Below are 15873 nucleotides of genomic sequence, written 5' to 3'. Positions count from 1 at the left end.
CGGGTGGGCTTTGGGGCACACTGTGTACGTGCAGATTTTGAACTTGGCCAATATTCCGTCCCCGCCGCAGGGCGTGTGGCACTTAGGCCCGATTCCTATCCGCGCCTACGCGCTGTGCATCGTCGCCGGCATCCTGGTGGCAATGTGGATGACCTTGCGCCGCTACCGGGCGATGGGCGGGAACCCGGACACCGTCTGGGACGCTGCCATCGTGGTCATCCCCGCCGGCATCATCGGCGGTCGCCTTTACCACGTCATCACGGACTACGACAAGTACTTTTGTGCCGAGTGCAACCCGGTCGACGCGCTGAAGATCACCAACGGCGGCCTCGGCATCTGGGGTGCGGTGGTGCTGGCGGCGGTGGCGCTGTGGGTGATGTTCAAGGTCAAGGGCATCCCGCTGGGGCCGTTTGCGGACGCGGTGGCGCCGGGGCTGGTGCTGGCCCAGGGCATCGGCCGCCTGGGCAACTGGTTCAATCAGGAGCTCTACGGGGCAGAAACCGATGTCCCGTGGGCGCTGGACATCTACTACCGCGTCGACGAGGCCGGCCGGGTCGCGCCGGTCAGCGGCACCTCTACGGGTGAGGTCATCGCCTCGGTCCACCCGACCTTCCTCTACGAGCTGCTGTGGAACGTGGCCGTATGCCTGTTCTTGCTGTGGGCGCACCGCGCGTGGAAGCTGGGGCACGGGCGGGTCTTCACGCTCTACGTCATGGGGTATACCTTCGGCCGCTTCTTCATCGAGCAGATGCGCACTGATGAGGCCACGCTGATTTTCGACGTGCGCGTCAACGTGCTGGTTTCCGTGGTGGTCTTCGTGACGGCCTGCATTGTCTTTTTCCGCCTGCCGCGCGGCCAGGAGTCCGCGGACGAGGTGGAACCGAAGTTCGCTGGGGCGGGGCAGGAGCGCTCCGAGCCCTGATGTGGGAATCTGTGGGAGTGTTTCCGCTTTTGTAGTGGCACCGGCCGCGGGGGCGGGGTACGTTGGGAATGGTTAGGCAGTCACCATTACAGGAGTAGGCACAGATAGATGTTGGATAGAAGAACCAAAATCGTATGCACACTCGGCCCTGCGGTCGCGAGCGAAGACGCTATTCACCGCTTGGTTGAAGACGGCATGGACGTTGCCCGTCTCAACATGTCCCACGGCGACCACGCTGATCACGAGCAGAACTACCGCTGGGTGCGCGAAGCCACGGATAAGACCGGCCGCGCGGTCGGCATCCTAGCCGATCTCCAGGGCCCGAAGATCCGCCTCGGCCGCTTCAAGGAGACCGAGACTTACTGGGCAACCGGTGAGGTAGTCCGTATTACCATCGACGACGTCGAGGGCACCCACGACCGCGTCTCCACCACCTACAAGGGCCTGGCTAACGATGCCAAGCCCGGCGACCGCCTGCTTGTCGACGACGGCAAGGTGGCTCTGGTCTGCAAGGAAGTCGACGGCAACGACGTCATCTGCGAGGTCACCGAGGGCGGCCCGGTCTCCAACAACAAGGGCGTGTCCCTGCCGGGCATGGACATCTCTGTGCCCGCCCTGTCCGAGAAGGACATCGAGGACCTGCGCTTCGCCCTGCGCCTGGGCGTGGACTTCATCGCCCTGTCGTTCGTGCGCTCGCCCGCGGACGTGGACCTGGTCCACGAGGTGATGGATGAAGAGGGCCGCCGCCTGCCGGTCATCGCAAAGCTGGAGAAGCCGGAGGCCGTGGACGCGCTCGAGTCTACCGTCCTGGCCTTCGACGCCATCATGGTCGCCCGCGGCGATCTGGGCGTCGAGGTGCCGCTGGAGCAGGTCCCGCTGGTCCAAAAGCGCGCGGTCCAGATCGCCCGGGAGAACGCGAAGCCGGTTATCGTGGCAACCCAGATGCTGGATTCCATGATCGAAAACTCCCGCCCGACCCGCGCGGAGGCCTCCGACGTGGCCAACGCCGTGCTGGACGGCGCGGACGCGGTGATGCTCTCCGGCGAGACCTCCGTGGGCGTGGACCCGCACAACGTGGTGCGCACCATGGCCCGGATCGTCTCTCGCGCGGAGACCGACGGCCGCGTGCCGCCGCTGGCGCACGTCCCGCGCACCAAGCGCGGCGTGATTTCCTATTCCGCCCGCGACATCGCCGAGCGCCTCAACGCGAAGGCCATCGTGGCGTTTACCACCTCGGGCGACACCGCCCGCCGCGTGGCCCGCCTGCACTCGCAGCTGCCCCTGCTGGTCTTCACCCCGAACCAGGCGGTGCGCTCCCAGCTGGCGCTGACCTGGGGCGCGCAGACCTTCCTGAGCCCGCAGGTCGGCTCGACCGATGAGATGATGCAGGCCCTGGACGAGGCCCTGCTGTCCATGGACGCCTACGACGAGAACGACCTGATGGTCGTCGTCGCCGGTACCCCTCCGGGAATCTCTGGCAACACCAACATGATCCAGTGCCACCTGCTGGGAAGACCCGCTCCTAAGGCCTCCTAAGGCTTCCTAAGGCATTGTGCTTAAGGCGCAAGCGCCCGGCACCTGGAATCGGTGCCGGGCGCTTGACCGTGTCTAAGTCCTAGTCGATGGGTAGGGCGTCGAGATGCCAGACCTCGGTGGCGTAGTCGTGGATGGTGCGGTCGGCGGAGAAGCGGCCCGAGTAGCAGATGTTCAGCCAGCACTTGCGGGCCCAGCCGCGCGGGTCGTTGACGTAGTCGGCGCCCGACTGGTCGCGCTTGTCGCGGTAGTCGGCGAAGTCGCCCAGGACGTAGTAGGTGTCGGCGGCGGAGGTGCCGTAGCCATCAAGAAGGCTGGAGCGCAGGTCGTCGAAGTTGCGGTCCAGGGTGCCGTTGGTCAGGGCATCCAGGGTGCGGGCCAGGCCGGGCACCTCGTGGTAGAGCGCGCCCGGGGTGTAGTTCTCGCACAGGCCCGGCAGCTCGTCGTTGCGGGCGCCGAAGATATAGGCGTTCTCGCGGCCCACGGCGTCGACGATTTCGACGTTCGCCCCGTCGAGGGTGCCAAGTGTCAGTGCGCCGTTCATCATGAACTTCATATTGGAGGTGCCGGAGGCCTCCTTGCCGGCGACGGAGATCTGCTCGGAGACGTCGGCGGCCGGGATGATGTGCTCGGCGGGGGAGACGTTGTAGTTTTCCACGAAGACCACGCGGATGATATCCCGGGTGGCCGGGTCGTTGTTGACCAGGTCGGCCACGGAGTTGATGAGCTTGATTACCTCCTTGGCGCGCACGTAACCGGGCGCGGCCTTCGCGCCGAAGATGAAGGTGCGCGGCGTCGGCTCTTCGCCGTCCTGGGTGATGCGGAAATACAGGTCCAGGATGTAGAGCGCGTTGAGCAGCTGCCGCTTGTACTCGTGCAGGCGCTTGATCTGCACGTCGAAGAGGGAAGCCGGATCGACCCCGGCGCCCTGGTGGCGGTAGATCCACTCGGCGAAGTCGCGCTTGTTAGCGGCCTTGATCTCCCGCAGCTCGTCCAGCAGCGCGGCGCCGTCGGGGCCGTCGGCGAGCCCGGCGAGGCCGGCGAGTTCGTCCAGGTTGGTCACCCAGCTGTCCGAACCGCTGGCCCGGGTGAGCAGGTCCGCCAGCCGCGGGTTGCACATCTTGAGCCAGCGGCGCGGGGTAACCCCGTTGGTCTTGTTGTTGAACTTCTCCGGGTACATCTCGTGCCAGTCGCGCAGAGTGTCGGCCTTGATGATCTCGGTGTGCAGGGCCGCCACGCCGTTGATGGAGTAAGAGGCGTAGCAGGCGATCCAGGCCATGCGGACCTGGCCGTCTGCCACCGGGGCCAGGTAGTCGATCGTGCCCTGGTCCAGGCCACGTTGGGCCATGTCCTCGCGGAAGCGGCGGTCGATCTCTTCGACCAGTTCCCAGATGCGCCAGAACAGGCGCTGGAAGATGGAGACCTCCCACTTTTCCATGGCCTCGGCCAGGACGGTGTGGTTGGTGTAGGCGAAGGTCTCGGTGACCACCTTCCAGGCATCATCCCAGCTCATCTGGTGCTCGTCGAGCAGGATGCGCAGCAGTGCCGGGATGGCCAGCACCGGGTGGGTGTCGTTGAGCTGGATACAGTTGTACTGGGCGAAGCCGCGCAGGTCCTCGCCGTGGTGCTCGAGGTAGTTGTCCACCATCTCCTGCAGGGAAGCGGAGACGAAGAAGTATTGCTGGCGCACGCGCAGGACCTTGCCCTCGTAGGTGGTGTCGTTGGGGTAGAGCACGCGGCAGATGTCCATGACGCGTTCGCGCTCGACGATGGCGTCGGTAAAGCGCTGGGAGTTGAAGGCATCGTAGTCGAAATCATCGATGGGCTCCGCTTTCCACAGGCGCAGAGTACCGACGTTGCGGGTGCCGTAGCCGGTGATCGGCAGGTCGTAGGGGATGGCGCGTACGTCCATGTCGTCGAAGTGGATGCGGCGCTGCGTGCTGGCGCGGCGGACCAGGAAGTCGTAGCCGTTTTCCATCCACGCGTCCGGCTTCTCGACCTGGTAGCCGTTGTCGAAGGTCTGCTTGAACAGGCCGTAGCGGTAGAGCAGCCCGTAGCCGGTTACCGGCAGGTTCTGGGTGACCGCGGAGTCTAGGAAGCAGGCAGCCAAACGCCCCAGGCCGCCGTTGCCCAGGGCCGCGTCGTGCTCCGCCTCTAGGACGTCGGCCAGCTCGCGGCCGGTGGACTGAACATACTCCCGGGCGTCATCGACCAGGCCCAGGTTGGTGAGGTTGTTGAGGAGGGCCCGGCCCTGGAGGAACTCGGCGGAGAAGTAGTGCTGGCGGCGGGCCGGCGCGTAGGCGCGGCGGGTGGTTTCCCAGTCCGCGGCGATGTGGTCCATGACCGCGTTGGCGAGGCCGGACCAGTACTTGCGGTTAGAGGCGTTGGGCGGAGTCACGCCGGCGGCGGCGCGGACGTGACCGGGGATGGCAGAGGAAAAATCCGTGGGAGAGGCCATGGGCTAAGACACCTTCGCGTCGAGGGGAGAGTGTAAAAACACTGCCTACTGTAACGGAAGGTAGCCCGCCCCGCCCGACTTCGCGCGGGGCGCCTTAGCGACCCAGATAGGCAAGTACCGCGGTAAGACCCGCCTGGGTGGCGGCGGCCACTGTCGGGGCGTAGTCGGGCAGGAAGTCAGCCTGGTGGTTGACCGGCGGGTCGTCCAGCTGCGCGGCCGGGGTGCAGCCGACGTGCCAGAAATAATAGGGCACGCCCCAGGCCTGCGGGAGATAGCAGAAGTCCTCGGAGGCGGTGCTGCCTGTGGAAGTCACGGACTGCTCGCCGAAGACGGCGTCGAAGGCCGGGCGCAGGGCGGCATCGACGCCTGCGTCGTTGTCGGTGACCTCGCCGTGGGCGTAGTACTCGAAGGTCGGGTCTTGCGGGCTGCCGGAGGCCAGGCACTCGGCGCGCACGACGCGCTCCAGGCTGGCGTAGACGCGTTCGGCCACCTGCGGGTCGTAGTAGCGGGTGTTGAGGACCAGCTCGGCGGAGGCCGGGATGATGTTGTTCTTATCCCCGGAGTGCAGTTCGCCGACGGAGATGACAAAGAACTCGTGCGGGGCGACCTCGCGGCCGACGATGCCCTGCAGCCGCACCACGATCATCGCCGCCAGGAAGGTCGGGTCGATGGAGTTGTGCGGCATGGAGGCGTGGGCGGAGCGGCCGAAGACGCGGATGCGCAGGCTGTCGCAGCCGGCCATGATGGGCCCGGGCGTGCTTTGCACCGTGCCGGCCGGCCCAGGCATGATGTGCTGGCCGAAGCAGACGTCTGGTTTGGGCACGCGGTCGGTTAGCCCGTCGGCCAGCATGTATTTCGCCCCCATGGAGGACTCCTCGGCCGGCTGGAACAGCGCCAGGAAGGTCCCGGACCAGGCGTCGCGCCGGGCGTCGAGAACCTCGCACACTCCCAGCAGGGCGGTGGCGTGCATGTCGTGGCCGCAGGCGTGCATGGCGCCGTTGGTGGACGCGTAGTCCGCGCCGGTGGCCTCCCGCACCGGCAGGGCGTCGAAGTCGGCGCGCATCAGGGCCGTGGGGGTGGCCTCGGTAGCGTCGTTGCGGAAGACGGCAACCATCCCGAAGCCGCCGATGCCGTCGACGACCTCGCAGTCCAGGCCGGCTAGCCGGGAGCGGATCTGGGCCGCGGTGCGTTCCTCCTCGTGGGAGAGCTCCGGGTGGCGGTGGAGATCCTGATAAAAACCCTCCTGCCAGGTCAGGTCGACGCCGTGGTCGCGGACGAACTCCGGATTCTTTGTGGGGGAAGCCATAGATCTCACTCCGATAGTTTGGGTAGGGTTACCTGCATGCCACTTATTCAGTTTGATGTACTCGTCCCCGACCACCAAGCCGACCGCGTGGAAGAAGTCTTCCGCGAAGCCTTGGATCGGCTAGTCGACAACGGGCAGCTGGCCCAGGCGAGTGTAAAGCGTCATGATACTCCGCGCCTGGCGGAGGGGGTAGAAGAACAGCTGCGCCAGACCTACCGCGACGAGCACGAAGACCGCGACCTCGACAATGCCGAGGTACGGCGCTACGCCCTGGCCGTGGAGGGGGCTACCGGTTCCATCAACCAGCTGACGATGGTGCTCGCGCGCCTTCTCACCCCGCATGCGGCGTTGCCCAAGGACCACGTCCTGCTCGAAGACGAGACCGCCCACGAGCGCCCCGCCATCTTCCCGTGGACCGTGGATATCCAGCGCTAAGACCCTAGCTCTTCCTGGATCTGGCGGGCCAGGGCCTGGCCGGCCGCGCGAAGGCGTTCGGGCATCTCGCCGCCCGCTGGCAGCGCGGCGTGAAAGCTGCCGGCGGGCAGCTCGGCATCGTCAGCGAACTGGCCGGCCGCGATGGCAACGCGCGGTGCGTTGGGGGAGGCTGCCGCGCGGTCGGCGACGGTGCCCACGGCCTTGCCGGTCAGCGACTGGGCGTCGAAGCGCCCCTCGCCGGTGACCACGGCGTCCGCCTCAGCCAGGTGCCGGTCGAGGTCGAGCGCGTCGGCGACATACTCGGCGCCGCTTAGAACGCGCACATGTTCGTCGTTGCCCCACAGGATGCGCGACATCCAGCTAAGACCCACCGGGATCGCTCCGGCCGCGCCGAAGTACTCGGTGGTGGGGTCTTCTTCGGTGAATTCGCACAGGTTAAGCAGCGCGCCGGTCAGCAGGGCGACCTGCTCGCGGTTAGCGCCCTTTTGCGGGCCGTACATGGACGACGCCTCCCTTGGGGTGCAGCGGGTATCCGCCAGTAGGGTGTAGTCCAGCATCCCGGCCTTGGAGTTCAGCTGCGCGGTGTCGATATCGCCCAGGCGCACCAGCTCGGCCGGGCCTTGGGCTAGGGCGAGCCCGCGGGCATCGTGGGGCGCTGCACCCAGAGCGCACAGGATGCCGATGCCGCCGTCGATGGTTGCGCTGCCACCCAGGCCTAGCACGATTGACTTGGCGCCGCGGGTCTCGGCGTCGGCGATGAGGACGCCGGTGCCGAAGGAATCCGCGCGGAGCGGATCCGGGCTATCGGCGACTGCGGGCAGGCCGGTGGCCGCGGCGACGTCGATATAGGCGGTGGCGGTTTCCGGATCGAGGTAGTACTCCGCCTCGGTCAGCCGCCCCAGCGCGTCCACCGAGGGGATGCACACGCGGTCCAGCTGGCGGCCCGCCAGGCTGGCTGCCGTGGCGAGCGTGTGCGCGGTGCCTTCGCCGCCGTCGGCTAGAGGACAGGTCACCACCGTGGCCTCGGGTAGCTCCTGGCGGATGCCGGAGGCCAGGCCGGCGGCGGCCAGGCTCGAGTTAGCAGTACCTTTGAAAGAGTCTGGGGCGACGACGATATGCATGGGCGCAATTATATGGCACGCGCCTCCCGCTACCTGCGGACCACCGTGCGGCACGCGGCTCTACCCCTCAATTTCGGTAAAGTGACAGAAAAGATAGTATGCAAAAGTACAGGTAGGGAGGCTGGGTTCTTCCGTGCTGGCTAAAGGGTGGTTGCGAAAGCAGTTCCGCCCTAGGAAACTGTCACTAGGCAGGTTCCCGCGGTTTTAGGGGCTGGCCCAAGCCAACTAGTTACTTCCGAGTACAGGAGAAGAGATGTCCGTAGACCTCCAGATTTCCGATTACTACAACAAGCTGCTGAAGAGGAACGCGGGCGAGCCGGAGTTCCACCAGGCGCTCTCCGAGGTTCTGGACTCGCTCAAGATCGTGCTGGGAAAGGATCCCCACTACGCGGATTACGGCTTGGTCGAGCGGCTCTGTGAGCCGGAACGTCAGCTCATCTTCCGCGTGCCGTGGACCGACGCCGAAGGCAATATCCGCGTCAACCGCGGCTTTCGAGTGCAGTTCAACTCGGCGCTGGGTCCGTACAAGGGCGGTCTGCGCTTCCACCCGTCGGTCAACCTGGGCATCATCAAGTTCCTGGGCTTCGAGCAGATCTTCAAAAACTCCCTAACCGGCCTGCCCATCGGCGGCGGTAAGGGCGGCTCGGACTTCGACCCGAAGGGCAAGACAGACCAGGAGATCATGCGTTTTTGTCAGTCCTTCATGACGGAGCTGCACCGCCACATCGGTGAGTACCGCGACGTGCCCGCCGGCGACATCGGGGTCGGCGGCCGCGAAATCGGCTACCTCTTCGGCCAGTACCGCCGCCTGTCTAACCAGCACGAGTCCGGCGTTCTGACCGGCAAAGGCCTCAGCTGGGGCGGCTCCCTGGTGCGCACCGAGGCAACCGGTTATGGCACCGTCTATATCACCGAGCAGATGGTCCAGGCCCACGGTGAGGACCTCTCCGGCGCCCGCGTGATTGTCTCCGGTAGTGGCAACGTGGCCATCTACGCCGCTGCCAAGGCTCAGGAACTCGGCGCGACCGTGGTCGCCATGTCGGACTCCGCCGGCTACGTCACCACTCCGGACGGCGTGGACATCGAGCTGCTCAAGGACGTTAAGGAAAACCGCCGCCAGCGCATCTCGACCTACGCCGAGGAGGCCGGCGGCAACGTCGCCTATCACGCGGGCGCGGGGATTTGGTCGGTGGCTGCCGACGTGGCTCTGCCGTGCGCGACCCAGAATGAGCTGGACGGCGACGCCGCCCGCCAGCTCATTGACAACGGCGTGAAGTACGTGGCCGAGGGCGCCAACATGCCGTGCACCCCGGAGGCCGTGCACGCCTTCCAGGATTCCCACGTCAACTTCGTGCCGGGCAAGGCCGCCAACGCCGGCGGTGTGGCCACCTCCGCGCTGGAGATGCAGCAGAACGCCTCCCGGGACTCCTGGTCCTTCGATTACACCGACGACCGCCTGCGCCAGATCATGTCGAACATCTTCACCAACATCGACAAGACCGCCGCGGAATACAACCGCGAGGGCGACTACGTCGCCGGCGCGAACATTGCTGGCTTCAAGAAGGTTGCCGACGCCATGCTGGCCCAAGGCGTCATCTAAAACCGGCGCAGCCCGCGTGGGTATACCGCGGGCGCTTAAGCGTCTGCGGCACGGGGCGTAAATAGTCTCAAGTTAAACTTGAGATTTTCCGCCCTATTCCAGTGTGGGAAGCCGCTGCGGCCGGTCGCGCTGGCTAGGCTGGTCACTATGTACCGCGTATTCGAAAGCCTTGATGAACTAGTACAGAACCTGGAGCAAGCCCGGGGCGTTCCCATGACCTCGAATTGCATGGTGCCCCGCAACGAGATGCTCGCCCTGCTGGACGATCTGCGCAACGCCCTGCCCGTCGAGATCGACGACGCGCAGGACGTGTTGGACAAGCAGGACGAGATTATCCGCGGCGCGGAGGAACGCGCCGAGCAGACCGTGGTGGACGCCAACGCGCAGGCCGATCACATCATCGCCCGTGCCCAGGCGGACTCCGAGTCCATGGTCGCCGACGCCCAGGCTCACGCCAACGGCTTGGTCGAGCGCGCGCAGAACGAGGCCGACTCCACCGTGGAAAAGGCCCGCGCCGACGCCGAGCGTGCCGTCGCCCAGGGGCAGGAGTCCTACGAACGCGCAGTCGCTGCCGGCCAGGAAGAGCAGGACCGCTTGGTCTCCGAGTCGGAGGTGGCGCGCCGGGCGAACGAGGAAGCCCACCGGATCGTGGACACCGCCCACTCCGAGTCCCACCGCCTGCGCACTGAGTGCGACGAGTTCGTGGACAACAAGCTCGGTGAATTCGAAGAAACCCTCAACTCCGTGCTGCGCACCATCTCCTCGGATCGCTCCGCCCTGCGCCGCGGCGCCGGCGCCGCCGGCCGGGTCGGCGGCAGCGATTATTCCCGCGGTTACAACGGCTACGGCCAGGACTCCTACGACGGCTACGACGCCGGTTACGACAACCGCGGCTAGCTCAAACCTCTAGCGCAAGCGCAAGCGCCCGCTGGACGAGCAGCGGGCGCTGGGGAGGGCCGGGCGCGGTAGCTAGAAATACGCCGGCGTGCGCTGGGAAGGTACCGGTTCGGCGGACGCGGACTTGATGTTGAGGCAGGCTGCGATCAGGGCGAAGATGAGCCCGGGCAGCGCGCACAGTGGCCACAGCAAGAGGAAGGACGTCAGCAGATCGCCTTCCCCACCGCTGGTGACGTGGCCGGTGAGCAGCCCCAGCGCGTAGACGGAGGCATGGACCAGTCCGATCCCGGTGGTCAGCGCGCCCACGGAACAAAACGCGGCGCTGAGTGGTTCCTTCGCGCTCCAGGTCAGTTGGACTGCGCAGACCGCCATGCAGGCCGCGCCTAGCATGACGGTGATTTCGAAGGGGACCGGTACAAACAGCAGGGCGCCGACGAGCATGCCGGTCAACAGTGCGCTGAGGCAGACGCGGCGCAGGCGGGAGCCGGTGGTACCGGTTAGCCCGGCCGGGTGCGGGCCGCGTAGCCGGCGGACAAGGCAGCCCACCACGCCCAGGCAGACTGTCGGGGCGACGACCGCGAGGGGGAAAGACCACGCCACCTCGCGCAGGCCCGCCAACATGGATATGTTCATGGTCTACCAGTTTAGGTAGCCTGCCGGCGCTGTTAAAGGGAAAACCTGCCTACCTAACGCATTATGACCGCGTGCCCAGGGGTCTGACAGATTAGCCGGGAAAGTCGTGCGCCAGCTGTGGGGCTGGGCGGCGCGCCGCGGTGTTGACCGGCGGGGTAGGATATCCGGTGATATGACTTCACCACTGAAATTCAACGTTGCTTCGCTGCTGGGGGCGTCTGCCGAGGGCCTGCCGACCCAGCGCAGCCAGACTGGTCCCACCCCAGCGCGCATCGGCGGCGAAATGCTCGCCGTGTCGGAGGGCGAGGAGCTCACCGTGGACGCGACCCTGACCCCGCTGGGTGGAGGCGTGCTTGTCGATGCCGACGTGCGCGGCCTCCTGCACGGCGAGTGCTCCCGGTGCTTAAGCCCCCTGAACCCGCCGCTGGACATCCACGTCAGCCAGGTTTATGCCGCCGACGCGGATTTCATCACCGGCGACCCGGAGTCCGAGGAAGAGCAGGGCTCCGGCGACGAGATCGGCCAGGTCGAAGGCGACGAGGTCGATCTGCTGCAGCCACTCATCGACGAGGTCGGTCTGAGCCTGCCTTTCGCCCCGGTCTGTGAGAACGGCTGCGATATCCAAACCCCCAAGGGTGTGACCGCCGGGGTGTCCGGTGAAAAGGACCCTGACGACGAGGCAGTGGACCCGCGGTGGGCCCGACTGGAGAAGTTCCTGTGAGCAAGAAAGCAAAGCTAGACCCGCTGGCCGCCTGGGCGGCCGCCTACGACGCGGTGGATCACGAGCCCCTGCGCGAGAAGCTCCAGGTCAACCTGGACGATGAGCACCTGCGCCTGGCGCTGACGCACCGCTCGTTCGCCAACGAGAACGGCCACCTGCCCAACAACGAGCGCCTGGAATTCCTGGGCGATGCCGTACTGGGCCTGTCCGTGGCCGCGGAGCTCTATGAGCAGTACCCGTCCCGGCCAGAGTCCGATATTTCCAAGATGCGCGCCTCCATCGTCTCGCGCTACGGTCTGGCGGACATCGCCCGGGAGATCGGCCTGGGCCCCTTTATCCTGCTGGGCAAGGGCGAGCAGTCCTCCGGCGGGGCGAACAAGGAGTCGATCCTGGCGGATACCACGGAGGCGCTGCTGGGTGCTATCTACCGCCAGTTCGGCTTCGCGACCGCCCGCCGGGTGGTGCTGCGCCTGTTTAGGCACAAGATTGATACCGCCACCGTCGCCGGCCGCCACCTGGACTGGAAGACCACCCTGCAGGAGCTGTGCGCGGAGTTGCACGCGCCGATGCCCGTCTACGAGGCCAGCTCCACCGGCCCCGAGCACGATCAGACCTTCACCGCCGTCGCCCTGGTCAACGGCCAGGAATTCGGCCGCGGCGAGGGCCACAACAAGAAGCTGGCGGAGCAGCAGGCCGCTCACCTGGCTTGCGACAAGCTGCGCGAGTCCCCGCGGCTGGTCGCCGGCGCCGCGCACCCGGGCGCGGGGTCGGATTAATCCCGCGAAGCCGAAGACCCTGAAACACTGTGCCGGAATTACCAGAAGTTGAGGTCGTCCGCCGTGGGCTAGAGCCCTACGTAGTCGGGCGCACCTTTGAATCCGTCGAGGTGCTCCACCCGCGCGCCACGCGCGGCCAGGACGCGCCGCTGGGTGAGCTCATCGTGGGCGCCCGTGTGCGCGCGGTGGCCCGCCGCGGCAAGTACATGTGGCTAGAGCTGGCCGACGAGCCCGTCGCAGACCCCGCCCGCAACGTGGTCTTCATCCACTTGGGCATGTCGGGGCAGCTGCGGGTGGGTCACAACGACTCCGCCCACGTGCGCATCCGCACGCGGCTGTCCGGCGGGGTGGAGCTAGATTTCATCGACCAGCGCACCTTCGGCCGCTGGCACTTCGGGCCGCTGGCAACCATCTCGCACATCGCCCGCGATCCGCTCGACCCGAACTTCGATATCGCGGCCGCCGCGCGCCGGATCACGGCGAAGAAGGTCCCCATCAAAACGGTCTTGCTGGACCAGACGGTGGTGTCCGGGATCGGCAATATCTACGCTGACGAGGCCCTGTGGCTGGCCGGCCTCGACCCCCGAAAGCGGGCGAGCGCCCTGCGACAGTACCGAGCCCGCGAGGTCGTCAAGTCTGCCGCGGCGGTCATGCGCACCGCGCTGGCGGCCGGCGGGACGAGCTTCGATTCCCTCTACGTCAATGTCAACGGTGAGTCCGGGTATTTTTCCCGCGACTTGAACGCCTACGGGCGGGCGGGATTGCCGTGCCGGCGGTGCGGCAGCCTCCTGCAGCGGCGGGTCCTCGGCGGGCGCTCGACGTCCTACTGCCCGCAGTGCCAGATCTTCGGGTGATCTCCCACAGGGTGATCTAGGCTATGTTATTTACATGACTTTTCTTGAAAACATCGTTGGCACAGGCAACGATTTCCTGTGGACCTGGGTGGTGCCGTGGCTGCTGATCGGCGCGGGCATCTTCTTCGGCATTCGCACGGTTCTGGTCCAGATCCGCATGGTGCCCGACATGTTCAAGGCCGTCGTCGAGCGGCCCAACGGCACCGGCCGCGATGAGGACGAGGACTACGGCGGCATCTCCGCCTTCAAGGCGTTTACCATCTCGGCCGCCTCCCGCGTGGGCACCGGCAACATCGCCGGCGTGGCCGTGGCCATCTCTCTGGGCGGTCCGGGCTCGGTGTTCTGGATGTGGATCATCGCCATTCTGGGCGGCGCGACCGCCTTCATCGAGTCCACGCTGGCCCAGCTGTGGAAGGTCCGCGACGGTGACGCCTACCGCGGCGGCCCGGCCTACTACATGAAGCGCGGCTTGGGCTGGGGCCCGCTGGGTGTAGTCTTCTCCATTGCCATCGCTTTTACCTTCGGCTTTGTCTACAACGCCTTCCAGACCAACGCCATCGCGGATTCCCTGTCGACCTCGATGGGCAACGACAGCTTCGCCTTCAAGGCCATCGTGGGCGTTGTCATCGCTGCGATTTCCGGCCTCATCATTTTCGGCGGCGTCCAGCGCATTGCCAACATGACCCAGCTCATCGTGCCGTTCATGGCCGGCGCCTACCTGATTGTGGGCCTGTTCGTGGTGGTGACCAACCTGGACGCCGTCCCGGCCATGTTCGAGGCCATCATCGGCCACGCGCTCGGCTTCAGAGAGATCGCCGGCGCCGCCCTGGGGACTGCCATGATGCAGGGCATCCAGCGCGGCCTGTTCTCCAACGAGGCGGGCGAGGGCTCGGCCCCGAACGCCGCGGCGACCGCCACCGTCTCCCACCCGGTCAAGCAGGGCCTGGTGCAGACCCTGGGCGTGTACTTCGACACCCTGGTCGTGTGTACCATCACCGCCTTCATCATCTTGCTGGGCTCCGAGGTCAACTACGGCGAGGAGGCCGAGGGCGTGTCCCTGACACAGACCGCGCTGTCGTCCGAGGTGGGCGACTGGGGCATCCACTTCGTGACCTTCGTCCTGTTTTTCCTGGCGTTTTCCTCCATCCTGGGCAACTACTACTTGGCCGAGGCCAACGTGGAGTACCTGTCGCGCTCCAAGGCCGTGTTGGTTGTCTTCCGCCTGGTCGTCCTCTTCTTCGTCTGGTTCGGCGCGGTGGGCACGCTGCCGCTGGTCTTCTCGCTGGCAGATACCGGCGCCGGGACCATGGTCGTGCTCAACATCATCGCCATCGTGCCGCTGAGCGGCGTGGCCATCAAGCTGCTCAAGAACTACAACGAGCAGCGCCGCAAGGGCGTGGACCCGGTCTTCCACCGGGACATGCTGCCTGAGGCTAAGAACGTCGAGTGCTGGGACGGCAGCGATCCGGTCACCCGGCGCAGCGTCGAGGATCGCCAGATCCTGCGCGACGATGCCACCCCGGACAAGTCCTAGCCCGCCGCACGCAACAGAAAATAGGTGACAGCACAATGACCACGCGTATGACCGCCTTCGTCCACGGCCACGTTCAAGGGGTGGGGTTTCGGTGGTGGACCCGCTCGCGGGCGCTGGAGCTCGGGCTGTCCGGGCACGCGACCAACCTGCGGGACGGGCGCGTGCAGATCGTCGCGGAAGGGCTGGGAGAAGGCTGCGCGCGGCTGCTCGAGCTGCTGCGGGAAGAGCCCACAACGACGTCTCGCCCCGGCCGGGTGGATACTGTCGTGGAACAGTATTCTGACCCGCGGGGCGAGGAAGGATTCATCGAGCGCTAAAAGCCCCCAGCGCCTTAGCCGCTGTCAACGGCTCTTAATGGCTGTCAGCGGCTGCTAGCGCGGTGGACGGATCGTGGTGGAGACCAGGTTCGGCGGCTCGGGCAGGGAGCGGGTGACCTTGACGGCGCGGTCCAAAAGCTCCTCTTTGGGCATGGAGAAATCGTTATCCGCCCAGCACATGATGATGTTGAACAAAAGCCCGTTCCATGTCACGCCGGCGATGGTGTCGTCGAATTCCGCGAGGTTCTTGTTGAGCTCTTCCAGGATGCGGTAGTGCGCGCCGGCGGAAATGGCTAGGGTCAGCTCCTCGCGGTACTGCCAGGTCTTGTCCAGCACCGCGGCCCAGTAGCTGCGCAGGGAATCGCGTGCCGAGGGGGTGGTGCCGATTTCGTCGAAGACGCGGTGGATGAACTGTTCCACTACTGAGTCTTTGGTGGGGAAGTGACGGTAGAACGAGGACCGCGAGATCTTCGCGGTCCGGATGATCTCGGAGGCCGTGATATCGGCAAAGAGCTTGTCCTTAGCGAGGACTTTGACGGCCTGGAAAACTGCCCGGCGGGTCTCGTGCTTGCTGCGCTCGTTGTGAGCGCGCAAGGCCCGGGCCTGAGGAGTGGTCACCTTGTTCTCAACTCAGCTTTCTTGGGTAGGGTTCAACCGGGGAAGTTGAACTAAGGTTCAAGATTTAATCCTAGAGCAGATTTACGGGAAATTTTAACTTAGTTCAGCAAAATTTTACCTGACATGTTGACGCCGTTTGGTATGGGTT

General features: G+C 65.9%; 15 protein-coding genes. 10 read left to right on the top strand and 5 right to left on the bottom strand.

Going from position 1 to position 15873, the window contains the following annotated elements:
• Positions 1 to 28: 28 nt before the first annotated feature.
• Positions 29 to 922 (top strand): prolipoprotein diacylglyceryl transferase, encoded by an 894-nt coding sequence (gene lgt / locus QQS52_RS05260; RefSeq protein WP_472772899.1) that lies wholly within the window; start codon positions 29 to 31, stop codon positions 920 to 922.
• Between the two features lie 111 nt (positions 923 to 1033).
• Positions 1034 to 2458, top strand: a complete 1425-nt coding sequence (gene pyk, locus QQS52_RS05255) for a pyruvate kinase (RefSeq protein WP_472772977.1) — start codon at positions 1034 to 1036, stop codon at positions 2456 to 2458.
• A gap of 79 nt (positions 2459 to 2537) precedes the next feature.
• Here pyk and QQS52_RS05250 read toward each other — a convergent pair whose 3' ends face one another.
• A complete protein-coding gene (locus tag QQS52_RS05250; RefSeq protein ID WP_472772898.1) occupies positions 2538 to 4913 on the bottom strand; it encodes a glycogen/starch/alpha-glucan phosphorylase in 2376 nt (791 codons plus the stop codon).
• Positions 4914 to 5007: 94 nt separating this feature from the next.
• On the bottom strand, positions 5008 to 6219 hold the full coding sequence (locus tag QQS52_RS05245) for an amidohydrolase (protein WP_472772897.1): 1212 nt from the start codon (positions 6217 to 6219) through the stop codon (positions 5008 to 5010).
• 36 nt (positions 6220 to 6255) lie between these two features.
• Between QQS52_RS05245 and QQS52_RS05240 the strand changes: the two genes are divergently transcribed.
• On the top strand, positions 6256 to 6654 hold the full coding sequence (locus QQS52_RS05240) for a hypothetical protein (RefSeq protein WP_472772896.1): 399 nt from the start codon (positions 6256 to 6258) through the stop codon (positions 6652 to 6654).
• On the opposite strand, the gene QQS52_RS05235 is transcribed toward QQS52_RS05240, so the two are convergent.
• Entirely contained in the window at positions 6651 to 7775 is a 1125-nt protein-coding gene (locus tag QQS52_RS05235; RefSeq protein ID WP_472772895.1) for a glycerate kinase, read from the bottom strand. The two genes, QQS52_RS05240 and QQS52_RS05235, sit on opposite strands and share 4 nt — an antisense overlap.
• 253 nt (positions 7776 to 8028) lie before the next feature.
• On the opposite strand from QQS52_RS05235, the gene gdhA reads away from it, so the two are divergent.
• Complete coding sequence (gdhA, locus tag QQS52_RS05230; RefSeq protein ID WP_472772894.1) at positions 8029 to 9375, top strand: NADP-specific glutamate dehydrogenase; 1347 nt, start codon at positions 8029 to 8031, stop codon at positions 9373 to 9375.
• Between the two features lie 147 nt (positions 9376 to 9522).
• A complete protein-coding gene (locus tag QQS52_RS05225; RefSeq protein ID WP_472772893.1) occupies positions 9523 to 10272 on the top strand; it encodes a DivIVA domain-containing protein in 750 nt (249 codons plus the stop codon).
• A gap of 72 nt (positions 10273 to 10344) precedes the next feature.
• Here the strand turns inward: QQS52_RS05225 and QQS52_RS05220 are convergent, their stop codons facing one another.
• On the bottom strand, positions 10345 to 10905 hold the full coding sequence (locus tag QQS52_RS05220) for a hypothetical protein (protein WP_472772892.1): 561 nt from the start codon (positions 10903 to 10905) through the stop codon (positions 10345 to 10347).
• 172 nt (positions 10906 to 11077) lie between these two features.
• Here QQS52_RS05220 and QQS52_RS05215 point away from each other — a divergent pair, with 172 nt between their 5' ends.
• Genes QQS52_RS05215 through QQS52_RS05195 form a run of 5 tightly spaced genes read left to right on the top strand, consistent with a single transcriptional unit; the run spans position 11078 to position 15107 of the window.
• The gene (locus QQS52_RS05215; RefSeq protein WP_472772891.1) at positions 11078 to 11626 is read left to right on the top strand and encodes a YceD family protein; all 549 of its coding nucleotides are present in this window, start codon (positions 11078 to 11080) and stop codon (positions 11624 to 11626) included.
• Complete coding sequence (gene rnc, locus QQS52_RS05210; RefSeq protein ID WP_472772890.1) at positions 11623 to 12402, top strand: ribonuclease III; 780 nt, start codon at positions 11623 to 11625, stop codon at positions 12400 to 12402. The genes QQS52_RS05215 and rnc overlap by 4 nt, the downstream gene beginning before the upstream one ends.
• Positions 12403 to 12431: 29 nt before the next feature.
• Complete coding sequence (mutM, locus tag QQS52_RS05205) at positions 12432 to 13256, top strand: bifunctional DNA-formamidopyrimidine glycosylase/DNA-(apurinic or apyrimidinic site) lyase (protein ID WP_472772889.1); 825 nt, start codon at positions 12432 to 12434, stop codon at positions 13254 to 13256.
• Positions 13257 to 13290: 34 nt separating this feature from the next.
• On the top strand, positions 13291 to 14790 hold the full coding sequence (locus QQS52_RS05200) for an alanine/glycine:cation symporter family protein (RefSeq protein WP_472772888.1): 1500 nt from the start codon (positions 13291 to 13293) through the stop codon (positions 14788 to 14790).
• A gap of 35 nt (positions 14791 to 14825) precedes the next feature.
• Entirely contained in the window at positions 14826 to 15107 is a 282-nt protein-coding gene (locus tag QQS52_RS05195; protein WP_472772887.1) for an acylphosphatase, read from the top strand.
• A gap of 54 nt (positions 15108 to 15161) precedes the next feature.
• On the opposite strand, the gene QQS52_RS05190 is transcribed toward QQS52_RS05195, so the two are convergent.
• Complete coding sequence (locus QQS52_RS05190) at positions 15162 to 15725, bottom strand: TetR/AcrR family transcriptional regulator (RefSeq protein ID WP_472772886.1); 564 nt, start codon at positions 15723 to 15725, stop codon at positions 15162 to 15164.
• Positions 15726 to 15873: the final 148 nt, after the last annotated feature.

It is taken from the genome of Corynebacterium sp. 1103A, assembly GCF_055700955.1.
The sequence above is the reverse complement of the archived record's forward strand: the minus strand, read 5'-3'. Positions and strand labels throughout refer to the sequence as shown.